Below are 17,717 nucleotides of genomic sequence, written 5' to 3'. Positions count from 1 at the left end.
CTTTATCCGGATCTTTCGGGTTTTTCGGATTTTCTTTATCCGGATTTTTCGGAACGGAGCTGCTCGAAGAAGCTGCTGATGAGATGACTGCATTCTTTCTCGAGAATTCCCCGCGTAATCTTCACCTGGTGGTTAAATGCGGGTACCTGCATGAGGTTCAGAACGGATCCGGCACAGCCCGCTTTCGGATTCATGCAGCCGATGACGACCTCATCGATTCTGGACTGGACGATGGCACCCGCGCACATCTGGCAGGGCTCAAGAGTTACATACAGGGTGCAGCCCTCGAGTCTCCAGTCGCCGAGAGCATGGCTGGCCTCCCGGATGGCGTTCAGCTCTGCGTGAGACAGTGTGTTCGCGTCAGTGTTGCGCCGGTTGTATCCGCGGGCGAGGATTGTGCCTTGCTTTACAATGACGCACCCGATGGGGACCTCTCTGAGGGCGGCTGCCTTCTGCGCTTCCTCGAGGGCAGCTCTCATGTATTTTTCATGCATGGACCGGATTTCGGCATCTTTTCGTTCTTCTTCTTTTCGGGCGCTGTCCTCCTGTGCCTTTTTCCGACGCATTCTCTTCTCCCATTTGACCTGCTTTGCGGCGCGGTCTGCCGCGCGCCGGTCCTCCTTAAGTGCGGTCCGGTCGGTCTCTATATTATTGTTATTATTATTTAAGAGGAAAATATCCTCCCCGGCAGCCGGGAAGGCCTTTTGTTCTGCCGTGGAGGATATTTCGATTTTTCTTTTCTTGTCATTCATAATGTGGTGCCCTGTCAGCAGGATATGCTGTGCTTAACATATGCTGTGCTTAACGCTCGATATGCCTGTCTGACGGCTTTATCCTGCTTTTGTTCTCAGAATTTCTGTGGTCAGATACCGAGCATCATCTTGTCATTTGCGAATTCATTGCCGGATACCTCCTCGAATTTATCGAGAAGCTGGGAAACAGTAAGATTCTTCTTCTCCTCTCCGGACACATCGTAGATGATATTCCCCTCATGCATCATGATCAGACGGTTTCCATGGGTGATTGCGTCCTTCATGTTGTGGGTGATCATCAGCGCTGTGAGATGATCGCGGTTGATGATCTTTTCTGTGGCGTTGAGAACCTTTTCGGCTGTCTTCGGATCAAGAGCGGCTGTGTGTTCGTCGAGAAGCAGCAATTTCGGTTTCTGCAGGGTTGCCATGAGCAGGGTAAGTGCCTGCCGCTGGCCGCCTGACAGGAGACCGACCTTGGCTGTGAGTCTGTCTTCGAGGCCGAGGTTCAGAATCTTGAGCTGCTCGCGGTATTCGTTTCTTTCCGCGGCGGTTACACCCCACCTGAGGCCTCTTCTGGCACCGCGGCGTTTGGCAAGCGCAAGATTCTCGTCAATCTGCATGGTTGCGGCAGTTCCTGTCATGGGATCTTGGAAGACCCGGCCGATAAGGCTGGCGCGCCTGTAATCCGGGAATCCCGTCACATTCTGTCCGTCAATTGTGATGGATCCGGTATCTACCGGCCATACACCGGCAATGGCATTCAGAAGGGTGGATTTTCCGGCACCGTTGCCGCCGATAACGGTCACGAAATCACCGTCATTGAGCGTGAGGCTGACACCTCGCAGAGCTTTCTTCTCATTTATGGTTCCGGGGTTAAATGTTTTGCTGATGTTTTTGACCTCTAACATTTACTTTCCCTCCGATCTCGAGTTTTTTCCGGCACGGCTGAAGGAGCTTTTTGCCTGTCCCTTCAGATACGGCACTGCAAGGAAGACGGCGACGATGATGGCGGTGAAAAGCTTCATCAGGTTCGAGTCGATCTTCAGCCACAGAACCAGAGTGTATACCAGATAGTAGATGATGCCGCCGACAATTACAAAAACCAGGCGGCCGAAGAAATTCAGCTTTTTGTGGAGGATCGCTTCTCCGAGTACTTCTCCGATGATGACAGCCGCAAGCCCAATGACGATGGATCCGCGTCCGCTGTTGACATCCGCAAAACCGGAGTACTGAGCGGCAAGACCACCGGCAACGGCTACGATTCCGTTGGAAATCGCGAGGCCGAGAACCTTCATAATATTGATGTTGATGCCCTGTGCCTTTGCCATCTGCTGGTTGCAGCCGGTTGCGCGGATCGCCGATCCGAGCTCGGTTCCGAAGAAGAGATAGAGAATGACTATGAGGGCGATGGCGAAGATGCCGCCTACCAGAATAGCATTCGGTACATTCCGCCCGGAGATGATCAGGTTGTATTTGTCAACACTGACAGCCTGGTTGGCCTTCATCTTCATGATTACGAGGTTTATAGAGTACAGACCGTACTGCGTCAGAATTCCTGCGAGAATGGCCGGGATTCCGAATACCGTGTGAAGGAGGCCGGTGACCGACCCTGCGATCAGGCCCGCGATAAAAGCTATTACAAGTGCCGCCCACGGGTTCCAGCCCGCGAGAATCAGCATTACCGTTACAGCTGCCCCGGTCGAAAAGGTTCCGTCGACGGAAAGGTCTGCAATGTCGAGCAGACGGAAAGTAATATAGACGCCGAGAGCCATGGTGCCCCAGATAAGGCCCTGTGCAATGCCTGAGGGGAATCTGCCCAGCAGATCCATCGGGTTCAGCGATGCGAAATATGCCTCCATAGATAATTGTTCCTCCTGGTTTTCGTTTTCTCTGTTGTTGCTTTTCTGGCGAAGGTGTGTCCGGAGATCTGTCGGATGGCCGGATTATGTATGCCGCGCTTCGCGGCAGGCGGCCTGTCTGCGTTTTCGAAGAGCTTATAGATACATCGTGACACATACTGTATAAGTCGTGCCACATACTGTATAAGCTACGGATTGCTCCGTGCTTCGCACTCTCGCAATCCTACAGGTATTCGCACTTCCGTGCCGCTTGCGCGTCACTTCGTGCTCATACCTGTTGCCTTCGAAATCGCATACAGTCTCTTACACACGCTTCGCGACAGGCGGCCTGTCTGCGTTTTCGAAGAGCTTATAGATACATCGTGCTACATACTGTATAAGCTACGGATTGCTCCGTGCTTCGCACTCCCGCAATCCTACAGGTATTCGCACTTCCGTGCCGCTTATGCGTCACTTCGTGCTCATACCTGTTGCCTTCGAAATCGCATACAGTCTCTTACGCGCGCTTCGCGTGCGACGATCCTGTCTGCGTTTTCGAAGAGCTTATACAGTAAAAGCCCCACCATGTGCTCTTCACACCCTGGTGGGGAAACATTGATTGATCTGTTTCACGAACACGTTGAATAGTATATCACACATTGACAGCTGGTGTCATAAATGTTTGATTTTCGCGCGTGAAATCATTGAATTTTATTCGCTGTCGGAGCTGTCGGCCTTATATGCGGTGTATCCGTCCGGTACGGTGATGCCGAGCTTTTCGCAGATGTCCGGGTTATACTCTTTCACAGGGTTGTCATAGTACTGAATCGGCATCTCGGAGATGTCTGCCTCTCCTTTCAGGATCTGTGCCGCCATCTTGCCGGTCGTCTGACCAAGACCGTAGTAATCGATGGAAAGGGTGGCAACGCCGCATCCGGCCATGATACCCTCTTCACCTGCAATGATCGGAACCTTTGCCGGAAGGGCTACATTGTTGATGGCCTCGGTGCAGGAAGCCGCTGTGTTGTCGGTCGGGATATAGAGAACATCACTGTTGTTGCATGCCTCTCCGGTGACGGAGGCTACATCGTTGGAGTCAGAGAAAGTGTAGACATTTACGGTGAGTCCTGCGTCTTCCAGATAGCCCTTCACCTGATCCGCCTGATATTTGGAGTTCGGTTCAGCCGAGCAGTACAGGATGCCGACATTTTTTGCATCTGGGAAAAGCACGGTAACCATGTCCGCCTGCTGATCAAGCGGAGGAAGGTCGGATGTTCCGGAGATGTTGCCGCCGACCGTTCCGTTGAAGTCGTCGATATCAAGCGCAACGCCGTAGTCTGTTATGGAAGTTCCGAGGATCGGGATTGTGCTTGTCGCTGCAGCTGCAGACTGAAGAGCGGCGGTAGCGTTTGCCAGAATCAGATCTACATTTTCAGATACAAGATTTGTGCAGATCTGTGTCGCGGTTGCGGCGTCGCCTGCGGCATTCTGCTCGTCAAAGGTTACGTTGTCTTCTCCGAGTTCGGATTTAAGCTCGTCTTCGAAGCCCTTTGTTGCGGCGTCAAGAGCCGGGTGCTGTACGAGCTGGCAGATACCGATCGTATATTTTCCGGATGCTTTTGCGGCCGATGCGGAGGCGGCGGTTACCGATGCCGAAGCGGACGCAGACGAAGCGGAAGAATCTGCGGATGATGCCGCAGAAGAAGCTGTAGAGCCGCTTCCACAGCCGGCGAGAAGCGCTCCTGCCATGACAGCTGAAAGGCAGACGGATGTAATTTTCTTTAATTTCATTTCTTGTCCTCCCTAAATATTACTGTTTTGATGCTGGATTTTGCTGGATCATACAAAACGCTTTAACGCTTAAAAGCGTTACACGTTGCTGTATTAAAGTATTTAAAAGATAATTTACCACATACCGGGGTGGCCGTCAATCTGAAGCTTATAAAAAATAATTGTTAACTTTCACTTTATTTTCCTCCCTTTGCCTTTTTCATCATTTCAGCGATTTCAGGTCATTCAAGGCTTGCTTTTCTTGCCAAGTCATTTCCGGATATCCAAAAAAGATACCATTCAGAATTCTTCGGATCAAATCTCCCGTCTGATAATTTTCCAGATCATGAAGCGGGACATGATGAATCTTTTCAGAATACCTTTCCATCAGATGATGGCTGACCCTGAGCGACTTACGCATCTGCATCCAATTACGCAAAAGTCCCAGTACCATCTGAACAAGAATTAAGGATACAACCGCCATAGGGATCCAGCGGAAGCTTTCCCGGAAGACAGCGTTCAGGGAACCCGTATAACTACGCTGTTCTGTAAAATGATCAATCACAATCTGATTCACAAAAGAAAGCAGAACAGATAGAATGATAGAAATCTATCCTCCATCTCAAAAAACACAATCCAGTTGCCTGCATTTCAATTTGCTGACAAGAATCCCAGGCTTTCTCATCAGAAACTGACAGAATTTGGACAGAAACAGAAAAAGCAGAGAACGAGCTTCTGTGAATACTCATTCTCTGCCTTCTGCCGTTCCGGCGTTAATTCAGTTCGTCTATGACATTGGTACACCAGCAGACCGGGCGGCCGGAAAAGGCTGTTGTCGAGAGGATGCCGTAATCCGTGCCGTAAGCTTCTACTGTTTTCCCCTCCCCTGCGTAGATGGCCACATGGTAGATATAGCCGTTTTCCGCGTAGAAGATCAGGTCTCCCGGCTGAGCGGAGGCTGGTGTGATCTTGGTTCCGACCTGCGACTGCGCTTCCGCTACCCTGGGCAGGGAAATACCGACCCGTGCGTAGATTTGCTGCACCAGGCCGGAGCAGTCGCAGCCGTTGTAGATATCATTGCCGCCCCAGAGGTTCCGTCCGCCGGTGAGGCCGGATGCCCGCAAGTATCGCGGAAAACCCGGATGATGGCATGTACTGCAGCTGCCAGGCCGGATGCCCGCAAATGTCTCAGACACCCCGGATGAATCCGATGCGCCGGCCGTCTGTCAGTGCAGATTTGCTCCTGTCAGAACCCACATATATAACATCAGAAAATACATATACTGTGTCACGGAATTGAATTTCTTCCCTTCCTCCGGATTTAAGACCGCTTCCGGAAAGACATCGCAGAGGAACTTCCCGTTCCCGCAGTACAGATTCTGCTGAAGCAGCCGCTTCCCTTCCCGGATGACCTCCGGGTACATCACCAGACCCCACCGGTACTGATCCATCAGATGAACATAGAGAGAGGTGACGATAACGCCTGTGGAGGACTGGTTGACTGCCTGGAGCCTGGTCACCAGATCCTCCGCGCCGGAGAAACAGACGCCGGCCTTCTGAAACAATTCCCTGTTTTTTTCATAGAAATCCCAGAAGCTTCCCACGTTCAGCCCGAGCCGCCGGACTCGCTGGAGAATCTGGAACTGTCTGGCCGGACAGGCGGAGGACTGCTTCACCAGAGCCTCTTTCAGCGCCTTTTTGACGGTCTTTCCGATCAGCTCCCCCAGCTTTACATGGCCGGAGGCGGTGGTAAGCAGGTATTCCGATTCCATCGGAGCAGCAATGATCGTTCCGTCTGTCCCGGACCCCGTGGCAATTTCATGGGAATAGCAGGATCCCAGAAGCAGCTCCTGAACCGCCGCCGCCTTCGCCTCCGAGCACAAAACCAGCGCGCGCAGCATGGCGGCGTCCGTCATGCGCTGGTTTACCATCAGAATAATATTGATGGTTCCGATAAATCCGGGATCCTTCCCGTCCGCTTCTGTCTTCTCCTTCTGTTCTTCTTTTCCCGCTTTCTCTTCCTGTTCTGCCTGGTCTTCTTCTCCTGCCTGCTCTGCCTGTTCTCCCTGTTCTTTTTTTCCTGCTTTCTCTGCCTGTTCTTCCCGGCTCATGCTCCGGACAGATGTGCCCCCGATCCGTTTCTGACAGTCCTCCCGGCCGTCCGGAGCCGGGATATACTGCCTGTTCTTTTCCATATACCAGGTGGGATCTCCCGGACTGACCGCGTTGTGCTCAATTCCCCCGGACACCACGGCGCGCACGGTCAGATCCTCATAGGTTTCCTCTGCTTCCGCAGACAGCTCGATCCAGGCCGCCGTGCTCATGGCCACCGTAGTTTCCGGATTCTCCCCCTCTTCCCGCACCTGCCGCGCTAGCTCCTCCCCGTAATCGTCCTCTTTCATGACAACCTCATAGGAGCCGTCGCCCTGGCAGTTGATGTTCATCAGGGTGGTAATTCCCTCCCGGATGCCTCCGTTCAAAGGAGAGGTGCACAGTGTCTTTCTTGGGCTGTTAAAGTGAAAGATACTGCTGCTGTTTGTCCTTCGGAATGTCATTTCCGCTTCGTTTTTTTCTCCGCTCAGATTTTCCATCTCTGTTCTCTTTCTCCGCTTTCTTTTCCTTCCTGTCAAGCCCGAATTTCAGATTTGTGATGTGGTGCGACGAGCTTTCTGGCGGTCGGAGCCTCCACAGAAGTTTCCGAGGTTCCGAGGGTATTCCTCCGATGAAATCTGCCCGGCCTTCTTCCTGCAGATTCTCTTTTTCCACCTCCGCGCACTATGTCCGTGCGTAAGCGCTTTTCACCTGCCGGTGGATTTACACGTCCACCAGCTTCCCGTGCACAACAAGCCGCACGGCGGAATCCCCGGTGCAGGTGGACAGCGAGACAATCTTGTCGTTCACATCCAGCGCCACATGCAGATCCTCCTCCGACTGCTCCTGCAGGTAGGTCAGAAACTGCTGATACGCCTGATCATTCTCAAATGACGTCTGAAAGGCCATGTCCTTCCGGTCCGCATTGGCATTATGATACGAGAAAATCTGGTACATGTGCCAGCCGTCCTCACGGTAAATCCAGAAATACGGATTTTCCGATACCAGCCCGGTCTCCCGCACCTTTTTCAGACTCCCGAACATGGAGCCGTTCCGCATGTTATGCCCGAAGATGTAGGTATTCTTATCGGAAAAGTCCGCCGCTGCCTCCGCGTCCAGGAAAATACTGCCGCTGTCATTGCGGCCGCCGGAAAAGGTATGCTTAATATAGTACGTGTTGTCCGTATCCTGCATGATCGGATAGTTGATTCCCAGCGCCGGCGCATACAGCCAGCCGACCGTGTCCGGATTCTCCTTCTGCAGCTTGTCCAGCGCGACCGTCGGCAGCTCCCCGGGCAAAAGCGCCGCGGCACTTCCCGATGAGGAAGAAGAAACTGTACCGACAGACTCCAAGTCGTTATCCCCCGACGGATCGGTAACACCTGCCAGCTCCCGTACCTTTGCATACTCCCGATCCGCGTCCGCATACTGCTTCTGCAGCCAGAACATCCGCGCCGCGCCGAAAACAATCAGCGCAGCCGCCGCGGCCATCACCACCCGAAGGATGATAAGTTTCTGACGCTGTGTCAGGCTCTGCGCCCATTTCCGAATCCGTTCCATACAACTGTGCACTTTTCTGCACTCCTTTCCCTTCATTCAATCAGACCGTATTTTACCTTAATCCGCTCCAGCTTTTCCAGCATCGGCTGACTGATAAACCAGAGGCACAGCACGTTTGCCAGCGCGTGTACCAGATCCACCGGCACGCCGGAGATATAGATCGCCAGCAGGTTCTTCCAGTTAATCGCGTAAGAGCTCATCACCAGCGCCGCCGGATTCATAATGCCGCCGTAGATAAAAACCGTGGTCAGAAAACCATAGACGCACAGAGACCAGCGGCTGGCCTTCAGCCATCCCTTCTGGTACAGAATCCCGGCCAGAAAGCCGATGATGCCGGCCGAGAACATCTGCCAGGGCGTCCACGGCCCCTGCCCGAACAGCATATTGGAGGAGAGCATGGTCAGCGATCCGACCAGAAAACCGGATTCCGCGCCGAAGCACACGCCGGTAAGGATGGCAAAGGTCTCCACCGGCTTAAAGCTGGGAAACGCGAACAGCACGGCACGCGAAGCAACCGCCAGAGCCGTCATCACCGCGATAATCATCAGCTCCCGCGCCTTCGGCTTTCTTCCCTCGAACACCATAAAAAAAGGCAGCATGGAAAAAACCAGGATCACCAGACTGATGACCAGATATTTTCTGTCTCCGAACACATTAATGCCGACCCAGATGGTAAGCGGTATCAGAAGCAGGATGATAAAAATGGAGACAATGGTGCGCTTTGTCAGCTTTCCCTTGTGCAAGGGAGCCACGAGGATCTGCTGTGCCTGCGCAAAAACAGAATCCTCCGGCTGCGCCGCAGCCTCGCTGTCGCGGAAATCCGTGTCTACCGGCTGCTGCGGGCGCTTGTTTTCCAGAAAAGCATCCAGAAACCGGTCAAGCTTTTCTTCCTCCAGCATGAATCGTCTCTCCTTTCCAGTCTTTTCCGTCCGGCTTCCGCCATATCAGCTTTCGCGGTTCTGGGCTAATGTGCGGTTCATCGCCGTGATCACATCCTCCGCGGTGACAGCATCCGGATAGAAGTGACGGGCCATCCGGTTCGCCGCTGTCGTGTAGAAGCTGTTCCCCGCAAAAAAGGCGCGGGTTGTGTTGCTTGTGACAAGATTGCCCTGGAAAAACAGCCCCACCCGGTCCGCGTACTGAGCGCAGAACTCCACATCGTGAGAGATCATCAGAACCGTCACCCCATGGGCGGTAAGCCGGCGCAGAATCTGCCCCAGATCCCGCTTGAAGTAATTGTCGATACCCTTTGTCGGCTCGTCCATAAGCAGAATCTGCGGGCGCAGCAGCAGCACCTTCGCAAGAGCCAGCCGCTGCTGCTCTCCGCCGGACAGATCATACGGATGACGATCCAGCAGATCCTCCAGCATGGTCAGCGAGACGATACCCTCCACGGCTTCCTTTTTCGGCATGTCAATCGGATAAGCAGAGGTTTTTTTCTGCCTTTTTCCGTCTATCATCTCGTACAGATCCTCCCGCACCGTCTTTTTTACAAAGAGGCTCTGCGGGTTCTGCGGCATCACTCCCAGAAAACCGTGGTACAGCTCATCATCGGAATACTTATTGATGTCGCGGCCGTTCAGCCAGATCCGCCCCCGGTAGGGAAAACGAATGTGCGCAATCAGATTCATGGTCGTACTCTTGCCCGTGCCGTTGCCGCCGACAATCGCAAAAATCTCGCCGCGCCGCACGTCCATGGAGAGGCCGCGCACGACATCCGGCAGATCGCGGTCATAGCGGAACCAGACATCCCGGACCCGGATCGCCGGGATGTCCCCGCCGCGGGCATCCTTCGGATTACGTTTGCCCGCAGGTTCCGGCATCTCCGCGGCTGCCGAAGCTCCTTTTTCTCTTTCCCCGCAGGCCGCCAAAGTCTCTTCCGGGCTTGTTCTGCCCGCAGACGGATTTTGGGGTTTCCCATTTCTTTCTTTGGCGCCCGCCGCGTCCGAGGGCTGCGGTTCTGTCCGCACCGCTTCCGCACCCAGCAACTCCTGCATCCATCTGCGTCCCTCGCTGACCGTCAGCGGACACGGAAGTGCATGCGCTTTCTGCTCCCGCGCCGTCACCCCGGCGTAAATCTGCATCGGCGTGGGCATGGAGAGAAACATGTCGTGTCCCATATCGTGAAGGCGCTGTCCGATCTCCGATGGGGTTCCCGTTGCGATCATGCGCCCGCTGTCCATAACCAGAAGGCTGTCCGCCCACGGTATGACATCCTCCAACCGGTGTTCGGTAAGCAGAATGGTCGTTCCGATGTCCCGGTTGATCTTCCGCACCGTCTCCAGAAAATCCGAGGCGGCAATCGGATCCAGCTGGCTGGTCGGCTCGTCCAGAATCAGCAGCCGCGGGTGCATGGCCATGACAGAGGCCAGGTTCAGCAGCTGCTTCTGCCCGCCGGAGAGCTCCGACACATTGCGCATAAACCAGTCCTGGATTCCGAAATAGGACGCCATCTCCGCCACCCGCAGACGGATGGTCGGCGTGTCGCACCCCAGGCTTTCCAACCCGAAGGCAAGCTCATGCCAGACCTTGTCCGTCACAATCTGGTTGTCCGGATTCTGCAGGACGTAGCCGATCTCCGCGCTCTGCGTGCGGTGGGAAACCTCATCCAGCGGCACGCCGCAGTAGCGTATCGCGCCGCTGCGCTGCCCGTGCGGGGCAAGAACGCTCTTGCACTGCCGGAGCAGCGTGCTCTTTCCGCATCCGCTTTTTCCGCAGAGCACCACAAAGCTGCCTTCCTCTACTGACATGTCTACCTGCTTCAGGGCAGGAGCCGAAGCCTCCGGATACTGGAAGCTGAACGCTTCCACCTCTAAAATATGCACGTCTTAATCTCTCCCAGGCAGCCGCGGAGCATTTCCGGATGGAAGCACCGCGGCAGTCATCATGTATCTGTACTTATGTCTATGTTATTCGGTGCTCGGGGAGGAGCTTTCCTTCCCGTGCTGTACCGGGTCCTGCAGGTACCAGGGCAGATGCCTCTCCAGCCGCGCCTTCCTGGCAAGGGAGGCGAACCGCGCATCCTCCACCGCACCAAGCACGGACGGAAAAAAGCAGATAACCGCCCACGCCGCAAAGCAGAGGACGCCGGCCGGCGTAAGCGGCCAGCCCCCGATGCTGATATACGGATTATATACCGCCGTCGTCACGCCCTGCGACGCGCCCAGCAGAAAAACCGCCATGGACGCGCCCAGAACACCGCAGGCCATCCCGTCTCTGGCATCGAAGCGGAAAATCGAAAACGCCGTCCGCCCGTGCAGCCCGTAGCCGCGGGACTGCATGGAATCCGAGGTATCGATCGCGTTCTCCAGCGCCCAGGTGATCAGCACTGAGAGGATCGTAATCGAGTGCCGGATTCTCTGTATCAGGTTACCGCTGCCCGCGTCCCTGCCGACCGCCTTCTGCCCGTTCCGGATAATTTTCGCCTGCGCGTGAAAGCGGGGCACAAACCGGAACACCATGGACAGAACCAGCGAAAGCGCCGGAATGACGCGCCCGAACAGGTAGACAAACTTGTCCGTCGTCATCACGACGTTGCAGCAGGAAAACCACAGGATGGAGATAAAAAGCATCGAGGAGAGGACAACGCCGTAGACAATCGCCTCGACCGTGACCGGCCCTGTTTTCAGATAAAACAGAAAGGTCACGCCGTAGTGGTTGAACAGAGGGTTGATCAGCGCGACCAGAATCATTGCCGGAATAGAATAAAGAATATTAAATTTCAGCACCGGCCTCCAGCCGCGCAGGCGCCCCGCATAGCAGAGCGCCCCCGCAAAGGAGATGCCAAGCAGTACCGGATGGGTCATCAGAACCGTTGTCAGAAGCACCACCAGAAAATACACAAAATTTACGGCCGGATGGCAGGACGAAAAGGCATCCGCCCTGCGTTTCGCACAAAAACTGCGCCCCGCCCCCGGTCTGCCCTCCATATACGGACTGCCTTCCGGACCCGTGCTATGTTCTGCACCCGCGCTGCCGGCCGGGGCGGACTGTCCGGCTTTCTCAGTTGTCATAATACTGGTCTCCCACATCGCGGCCCAGGTCGCAGGTATAGCGCCACTGGATCACGTCGCCGTCGCTGATAGTGTATTTCGAGCAGCCGTAGTTCGGGAACCACCCGTTTACGCTGTACATCCAGCCGGAAAGCTCGCCGCAGTCAAATTCGTACAGCTGGTTGATGCCACGCACATAGTAGGAGCTGTAGACCGGCGTGTAGTCAGCCTCCATCTGGATGCCGGTGTCGCGGCAGATCCGGTACAGAAGGTCGTAGACCGTCTCGCCGGGGGTGTACTCCACCGTCGAGGCGTACAAAATATACCCATCCGCCGGAACAAAGGACGTCTTGGTGCTCTTCAGGTTATCCATGTTGTTCAGGATAGTCATACAGTCGATCGAGATGGTACAGGTATGCGCCGATCCGCTGTTTCCGCTGCCGGAACCGCCTGTCCCGTCCGTACCGTCTGTGCCGCCGCTGCCTTCCGTATTCTTCGCGGCGCCTGTGTTTCCGGCCGTCCCGGTGCCGCCCTGCGCAGCACTTCCCTGCGTGCTGCCGCCAGCGGCCGTCCTTTGTGATCCCTTTTCACTTCCGGCCGATCCCGAAGAGGAAGAAACCGAAGAGGAGCTGCTGTCCGCGGCCGCGGACTTCCCGCCGACCAGATAAAAGACGTCTCCCGTCTTTCGCACCTGGAATTCCAGCGTTGTCACCTTGCCGCCGTCTTTCTCCGTCTCCCCCACTGTGACATCCGTCACCTTTTCCGGGGAGCCGTCCGCCATGCCGACCAGGATCACCGTGTCCGCGTCCCACTTCTCCGTAAGCGTCAGGCGCAGGCGCGCCGGAGCGGCCAGGTTGGTCTTGGGCAGAGAGATCCCCAGCCCGACCGATGCGTGATCCGCCGCTTTCTTTACCTCCTCCGTTTTGTCCTGCGGGAAGCTGACTTTAAGATTCTGTTCCACAGGGTTCTGTATCCTGGCTCCGTCGTAAATCCACGTATAGAGGATTCCAGTCTCCTTGTCCATCGCGTAGAAGCTGTATTCTCCCTGCTTCCCCGCAATGGACTCCATCTGCTTCTGCGTTATCACGCCGTCCGCGGGCAACTCTGTCTCCCGCTCCAGTGTCTCCGCGCCGCCGGAAGAGGAAGAGACAACCTCCTCTGCCGTCTTCTGCGCGTCCCGGTCCATCCGCGTTACTTGACTGCTGTTTACGCCGCCGCATCCGGCCAGACAGGCCAGCAGCACAAACAGGGCGAGAAACGCGGCAAACCCCTTTCTGAGTTTCCTCCGCATGATCATCTGCCTCCCGGTACCAGACCGAAACCATCAGACCGAAACCGGCGCAGTACCCCGTAAGAGGCGCCACGCAGTCCGGCTTCCGTCTGATTTGAAATTCACCACAAAAGTTATCTGATGATGCCAGAAGTTTCAAAAAATAAATAATTATTGACATCATTTGGGGGCAAAAGACCTTTTGACCCCAACATATCTCGTTATGTAAAACTCTGTCCCACGCTACGGCCTGCGCTTTTTCCTGTAAGCCAGGTACAGGCACACACCGAGCACCGCCGCACCTGCCAGTATGCAGATGATATACGGCAGGAACGCGCCCGCATGGGAATTCACGCCCTGTTCGGCCCCATTTCCGGAAGCCGCGGCGGACTTGCCCGGATCGCCGGAGGTGCTGCCGACCGCCATCTCCGCGGAGGCCTCTCCGTCCTCATCCCCGGTCAGGTCCATATCCTTTCCGGTAAACTGCCAGCCGCTGTTCCCGGAGTTGTCCGAAGAAACGGACTCTGCGGGCTTGGCTGCGCCCGTGGAGCCGGCCGCCGTCTTTCCCGCCGTCTTTCCGGCTGCGCCGGACGCGGCCGCTGTGCCGCTGTAGACGCGAGCCCCCGAACCGCTTCCGCCGGAAGAGCCCCCGGAACTGCCGGAGCCGCTGCTGGTGTTTATTCCTCCTGCTGTCTTTCCGCTGGAGCTTCCGGTTCCGGACGTGCCGGTTTTGGTATTCTCCAGCCCCGTGCCTTTGCCGTCTCCCTGTCCTCCCGCCGTCAGAGTGACGTCGGACATATCATACAGGGAAGCCTTTCCGTCCAGCATCCGCTGATAGGCCACCAGCGAATAGAAGCCCTGGCCTGTCGCCAGCCCGTCCACCGATCCGGCGGCGGCGCCCCCGTTATTGGCCGCGCCGGGCTTTACATGCATAAAGCCACTGTTGTCGATGTGGTAGGAGATCATGTTCTCCACCGTCCAGCTGCCGCCCTTGATAAAGCGCGCGTCCGTCTTCGGGTCGATTCCCAGCGCCGTGAGAGCGGTAAGCACCTGTGCGACAGATTCCGAGGTCTCCACGCCCATGGTGCCGTAGCCGCCGTCCGAGAGCTGCATTTTCCCCAGTCGGTCCAGTGCCCTGTCGATGGCCGCAGTTACCTTCTCTCTTCCCTCTTTCTGATAGTAGGGTGCAAGCGCCTGCAGCGTCATGGCCGTAATATCCGTGTCCGCCGAGGTGCCGGAGAGCGCCCAGCCGCCGTCCGAAAGCTGTCGGTCCAGAAGATACTGCACCAGCACATCCTCCGTGGTCTGCGTGCCGACCCCGCTCACCTTCGGGATGCTGTAGGCCGGGTTGGACTTGAGCGCGATCAGCGCCCAGATCGGGCCGTTCAGCCCCTGGCTCTTTACCTTGTCAAAATCCGCAAGATTCTGCAGCAGGTTGTAGCCCGCCACATTCTGCGCGTCCTTCCCGATAGCCGTCAGCACCAGGATTGTCTTGGAGTACTCCGACATCTTCGTGTCCGAGAGCACGCCGTTCTTCTCCTTCAGGTAGTTGGCCAGATGGTTATAGTAGGTGGAAAAATAGCTGTCCGAAAGATTCCTTCCGTAGCGGGCGGAGGCAAGCACATACCACTCGCTTCCGACCGTCGGGCTGGTATCGACGGACTGCACGTAGGCGTCCGTTTCCTTCAGGATCGTGCCGACCGATTTCGAGAGGGCGTTCGCCCCGGTGCGCACCGTAACCTTGCAGGATGCGTAGAGGGAGCTGTCTCCCTTTACGCGCACCGTGATGGTGGCGGTTCCTTTTTTTACACCCTTTACCACGCCGCTGCTGCTGACCGTCGCCACATCTTCCGAAGAGCTGCTCCACACGTAGGAGGGCCGCTCCGTCGTCTCTGTCGGCACCAGTCTGGGCGTCAGCTGCAGGGACTCTCCTTTAAGCAGGGACGCCGTTGTCTGCAGCGTCAGTCCGGTAAGCGGCACCACATGCCCGGCAACCGCATAGGTTCCCGGCACATCCGTCCGGACCGTTACGATACCGGCCGCGGCGTTAAACTGCGCCTGCAGTTTTTTAACTGTTGTCTTTCCCGCGCCTGAGGATGCGTCCTGCACCAGATACAGCGCCGGATCCGACAGGTCGGAAAGGCCGCCGACCGAGAAGGTCAGCGTCTCCGGCTGATCCGGAACCGCCTCTGATCCGCTGCGCAGATCCTTCCAGCTGATCTTCCATGCCGCTGCGGCATCATCCGCCGTGGCGTCCTTTTTCCGCACCGCCTTGCTGACCGCTGTCAGGGACGAGAGCCGCGAGGCTTCCAGCTTCAAGTACCAGTCCGACCCGCTCTGCGTTACCTTTCCGGATGTGGAAATGCCGCCGGCGATATACGCCTGCGCCGCCGGGCGCTTCTGCTGGACGGAATCCGACACCGTCAGCAGGCCGCCGCAGAGGTTCAGCGCGTTTTCCGCCGCCAGGTAGTCCTGTACGGTCTGCGCCTGAAGATTAAAGGCCGCCCCGGTGTCCAGTGCGTTGACCGCGGCCTCCACCTGCGCCGTCAGGTTGGCAAGGGCTGTGTTCAGTCTCTGTATAAGCGCGCCGTCCAGCTGGCTCTTCTGCCCGTCGTCCAGGTTCTGGTATGCCTCCGCCGCGGCCGCCACCGCAGCCGCCTGGGAAAGACCCCCGTCCGGATCCACCCCGGCAAGCGCCTGCTGCGCCGCGGCCAGCTGCTTCTGCAGCTCCTCGATTCTGCCGGATGCCTGCGTCAGCTTCCGCAGCAGGCTGGCGTCCATCAGTCCCTTCTCCGTGGTGGAGAGCGCCTGATACGCTGCCTGGGCGGCGTCCACCGCCGTCTGGTCCGCCAGCATCAGGGCAGACAGGGACGGCAGGGCTTCGATCTGTGCCTCCACAGCCAGTACGCCAGCGTAGGTTTTCTCCAGCTGCGTCATCTGCTCCGTGCAGCGTTTCAGCCGGCGCTCCAGGGCGTCCGCATCCTTCAGGTAGCCGCGCGCCGTATCGCTCAAGCTGTCCCACGCTGTCTGCGCGGCGTGTACCGCGTCCGCGTCACTGATTTTCAGATCTCCTGCCTTCGGAAGTACCTCGATCTGCGCCTGCACCTGCTCCGCCACTTCCTTGGCGTCCCCGACCGTTACGGTGCAGGCCGCCTGGATGCCGGAGCCCTGCTGAACCGCCGTAATCTTCGCGGTGCCCTTTGCCACCGATGTGACAAGTCCGTTCTGGTCTACCTTTGCCACCGACTCCCGGTCGCTGCTCCAGGTCAGACGCAGCGCCTCCGTGGCGTTGGCAGGCGAACCCGTTACCGAGAGCTGCGCCGTCTGGTCCGCCTCCAGAAAAACGGAGGCCGTGTTCATCGTGATGCTCTGGTACGGCCTGTCTACCACATGCACGGTACACTGGCCGGCAAGGCCGCTCTGCGTCTTCGCCGAAATCTGCACGTCGCCCCGTGCGTGGGGCGTCACATTTCCCTTCTGGTCAACCGTGGCAATGCTGCTGTCGGAGCTCTCCCAGGTCAGCTCCGAAAAATCCGCGTTCTCCGGGCTGACGGTGGCCGTCAGCTTTTCGGACTCCCCGTTTACATAGAGCGTCAGCTCCGATACGGAAAGCGTCACCAGCTCCGGCCAGACCATGGCGCGCTCCGGCAGAGCCTTCAGCGCCGCGTCCACCTGGGACTGCGTGGCGTCCAGCTGCTGTGCGACGGCGCAGGCCGCCTGATAGGCGCTCTGCTTTGCCTCTGTGTCCAGCCACTGGGACGGGTTCTGGTTAATATAGGCCAGCCTGGTCAGCAGCGCCGACTTGTCCGCGCGGACATAGTCCGGCGTGCCTCCGTAGACCTCCCCGGAAATGTCCTCGCCCGTGCCGTACAGCGTAAACTGCAGACGGACGACATCTCCGGAACTGACCTTGTAGTAGCCGATTCCGACGCCCGGAATCGTATTGTTTACCGAATAGATCCAGCCGGAGGTGTTGGTTCCGGCCGCGTCGTTCCCATAGGAAAACTCCCGCAGGTGCGGGGCATCCTTATTGGCCAGGTCGGACGGGATGGTAATGCCCGCCTTTGCCGCCATCTTTCTTGTGCTCTCCGGGAGCACCAGCGTACCGTCCGGATCCGCGTTCTGAATTCCGGACAGGTAGGCGCCGTAGGACGCCGTCTCCTTGATCTCCAGCGGATAGCCCCTGGCCGGCAGGTAATCCTGCAGCACCTGCGCCACCGTCTCCCCCTCCGTCACCGGGACGATGTCCGGCTCCGTAATCCAGCCGCGCCCGATGGCAAACTTCTCCACCGAGAGCACAACATAGGAGGAGGCAGCGGCCTCCTGCGCCTGTACCGGCGCAGGAGATACCCCTGCCAGAAGCCCCGCTGTCAGGAGGACGGCAAGCAGCATGGTCAGCAGCCTTTTTCCGATTGTGATTCTCTTCTTCATCGAATCAATCCTC

The 17,717-nt window shown here is 57.0% G+C and carries 13 protein-coding genes; all 13 read right to left on the bottom strand.

The window, feature by feature from the left end; all coding sequences use genetic code 11:
* Positions 1–35 precede the first annotated feature (35 nt).
* Positions 36–494, bottom strand: a complete 459-nt coding sequence (tadA, locus tag ACTQZS_RS06365) for a tRNA adenosine(34) deaminase TadA (protein ID WP_441475186.1) — start codon at positions 492–494, stop codon at positions 36–38.
* Positions 495–862: 368 nt separating this feature from the next.
* A complete protein-coding gene (locus ACTQZS_RS06360) occupies positions 863–1,660 on the bottom strand; it encodes an ABC transporter ATP-binding protein (RefSeq protein ID WP_441475078.1) in 798 nt (265 codons plus the stop codon).
* Positions 1,661–2,611: an ABC transporter permease gene (locus ACTQZS_RS06355; protein WP_441475077.1), complete on the bottom strand. Its 951-nt coding sequence runs from the start codon at positions 2,609–2,611 to the stop codon at positions 1,661–1,663.
* Positions 2,612–3,301: 690 nt separating this feature from the next.
* Complete coding sequence (locus ACTQZS_RS06350) at positions 3,302–4,381, bottom strand: ABC transporter substrate-binding protein (protein WP_441475076.1); 1,080 nt, start codon at positions 4,379–4,381, stop codon at positions 3,302–3,304.
* A 202-nt stretch (positions 4,382–4,583) separates the two neighbouring features.
* The gene (locus ACTQZS_RS06345; RefSeq protein WP_441475185.1) at positions 4,584–4,961 is read right to left on the bottom strand and encodes an ABC transporter transmembrane domain-containing protein; all 378 of its coding nucleotides are present in this window, start codon (positions 4,959–4,961) and stop codon (positions 4,584–4,586) included.
* A gap of 172 nt (positions 4,962–5,133) precedes the next feature.
* On the bottom strand, positions 5,134–5,556 hold the full coding sequence (locus tag ACTQZS_RS06340) for a C40 family peptidase (protein WP_441475075.1): 423 nt from the start codon (positions 5,554–5,556) through the stop codon (positions 5,134–5,136).
* 30 nt (positions 5,557–5,586) lie between these two features.
* Entirely contained in the window at positions 5,587–6,951 is a 1,365-nt protein-coding gene (locus ACTQZS_RS06335; RefSeq protein WP_441475074.1) for an adenosylcobinamide amidohydrolase, read from the bottom strand.
* 223 nt (positions 6,952–7,174) lie between these two features.
* Positions 7,175–8,023 carry a class B sortase gene (gene srtB / locus ACTQZS_RS06330; protein ID WP_441475073.1) on the bottom strand — a complete coding sequence of 283 codons (849 nt, stop codon included), beginning with the start codon at positions 8,021–8,023 and terminating at the stop codon, positions 7,175–7,177.
* A 20-nt stretch (positions 8,024–8,043) separates the two neighbouring features.
* On the bottom strand, positions 8,044–8,910 hold the full coding sequence (locus tag ACTQZS_RS06325; protein WP_441475072.1) for an ECF transporter S component: 867 nt from the start codon (positions 8,908–8,910) through the stop codon (positions 8,044–8,046).
* Positions 8,911–8,955: 45 nt separating this feature from the next.
* A complete protein-coding gene (locus tag ACTQZS_RS06320) occupies positions 8,956–10,836 on the bottom strand; it encodes an ABC transporter ATP-binding protein (protein WP_441475071.1) in 1,881 nt (626 codons plus the stop codon).
* Positions 10,837–10,920: 84 nt separating this feature from the next.
* A complete protein-coding gene (locus ACTQZS_RS06315; RefSeq protein ID WP_441475070.1) occupies positions 10,921–12,024 on the bottom strand; it encodes an energy-coupling factor transporter transmembrane component T in 1,104 nt (367 codons plus the stop codon).
* Positions 12,014–13,294 carry a DUF4430 domain-containing protein gene (locus tag ACTQZS_RS06310; protein WP_441475069.1) on the bottom strand — a complete coding sequence of 427 codons (1,281 nt, stop codon included), beginning with the start codon at positions 13,292–13,294 and terminating at the stop codon, positions 12,014–12,016. The genes ACTQZS_RS06315 and ACTQZS_RS06310 overlap by 11 nt, the downstream gene beginning before the upstream one ends.
* A gap of 222 nt (positions 13,295–13,516) precedes the next feature.
* Complete coding sequence (locus ACTQZS_RS06305; protein ID WP_441475068.1) at positions 13,517–17,704, bottom strand: Ig-like domain-containing protein; 4,188 nt, start codon at positions 17,702–17,704, stop codon at positions 13,517–13,519.
* Positions 17,705–17,717: the final 13 nt, after the last annotated feature.

This window comes from Bilifractor sp. LCP19S3_H10 (genome assembly GCF_052119185.1).
Lineage (GTDB): Bacteria > Bacillota > Clostridia > Lachnospirales > Lachnospiraceae > Bilifractor.
Note: the sequence above shows the minus strand (reverse complement) of the source record. Positions and strands in the feature narration are given on the sequence as shown.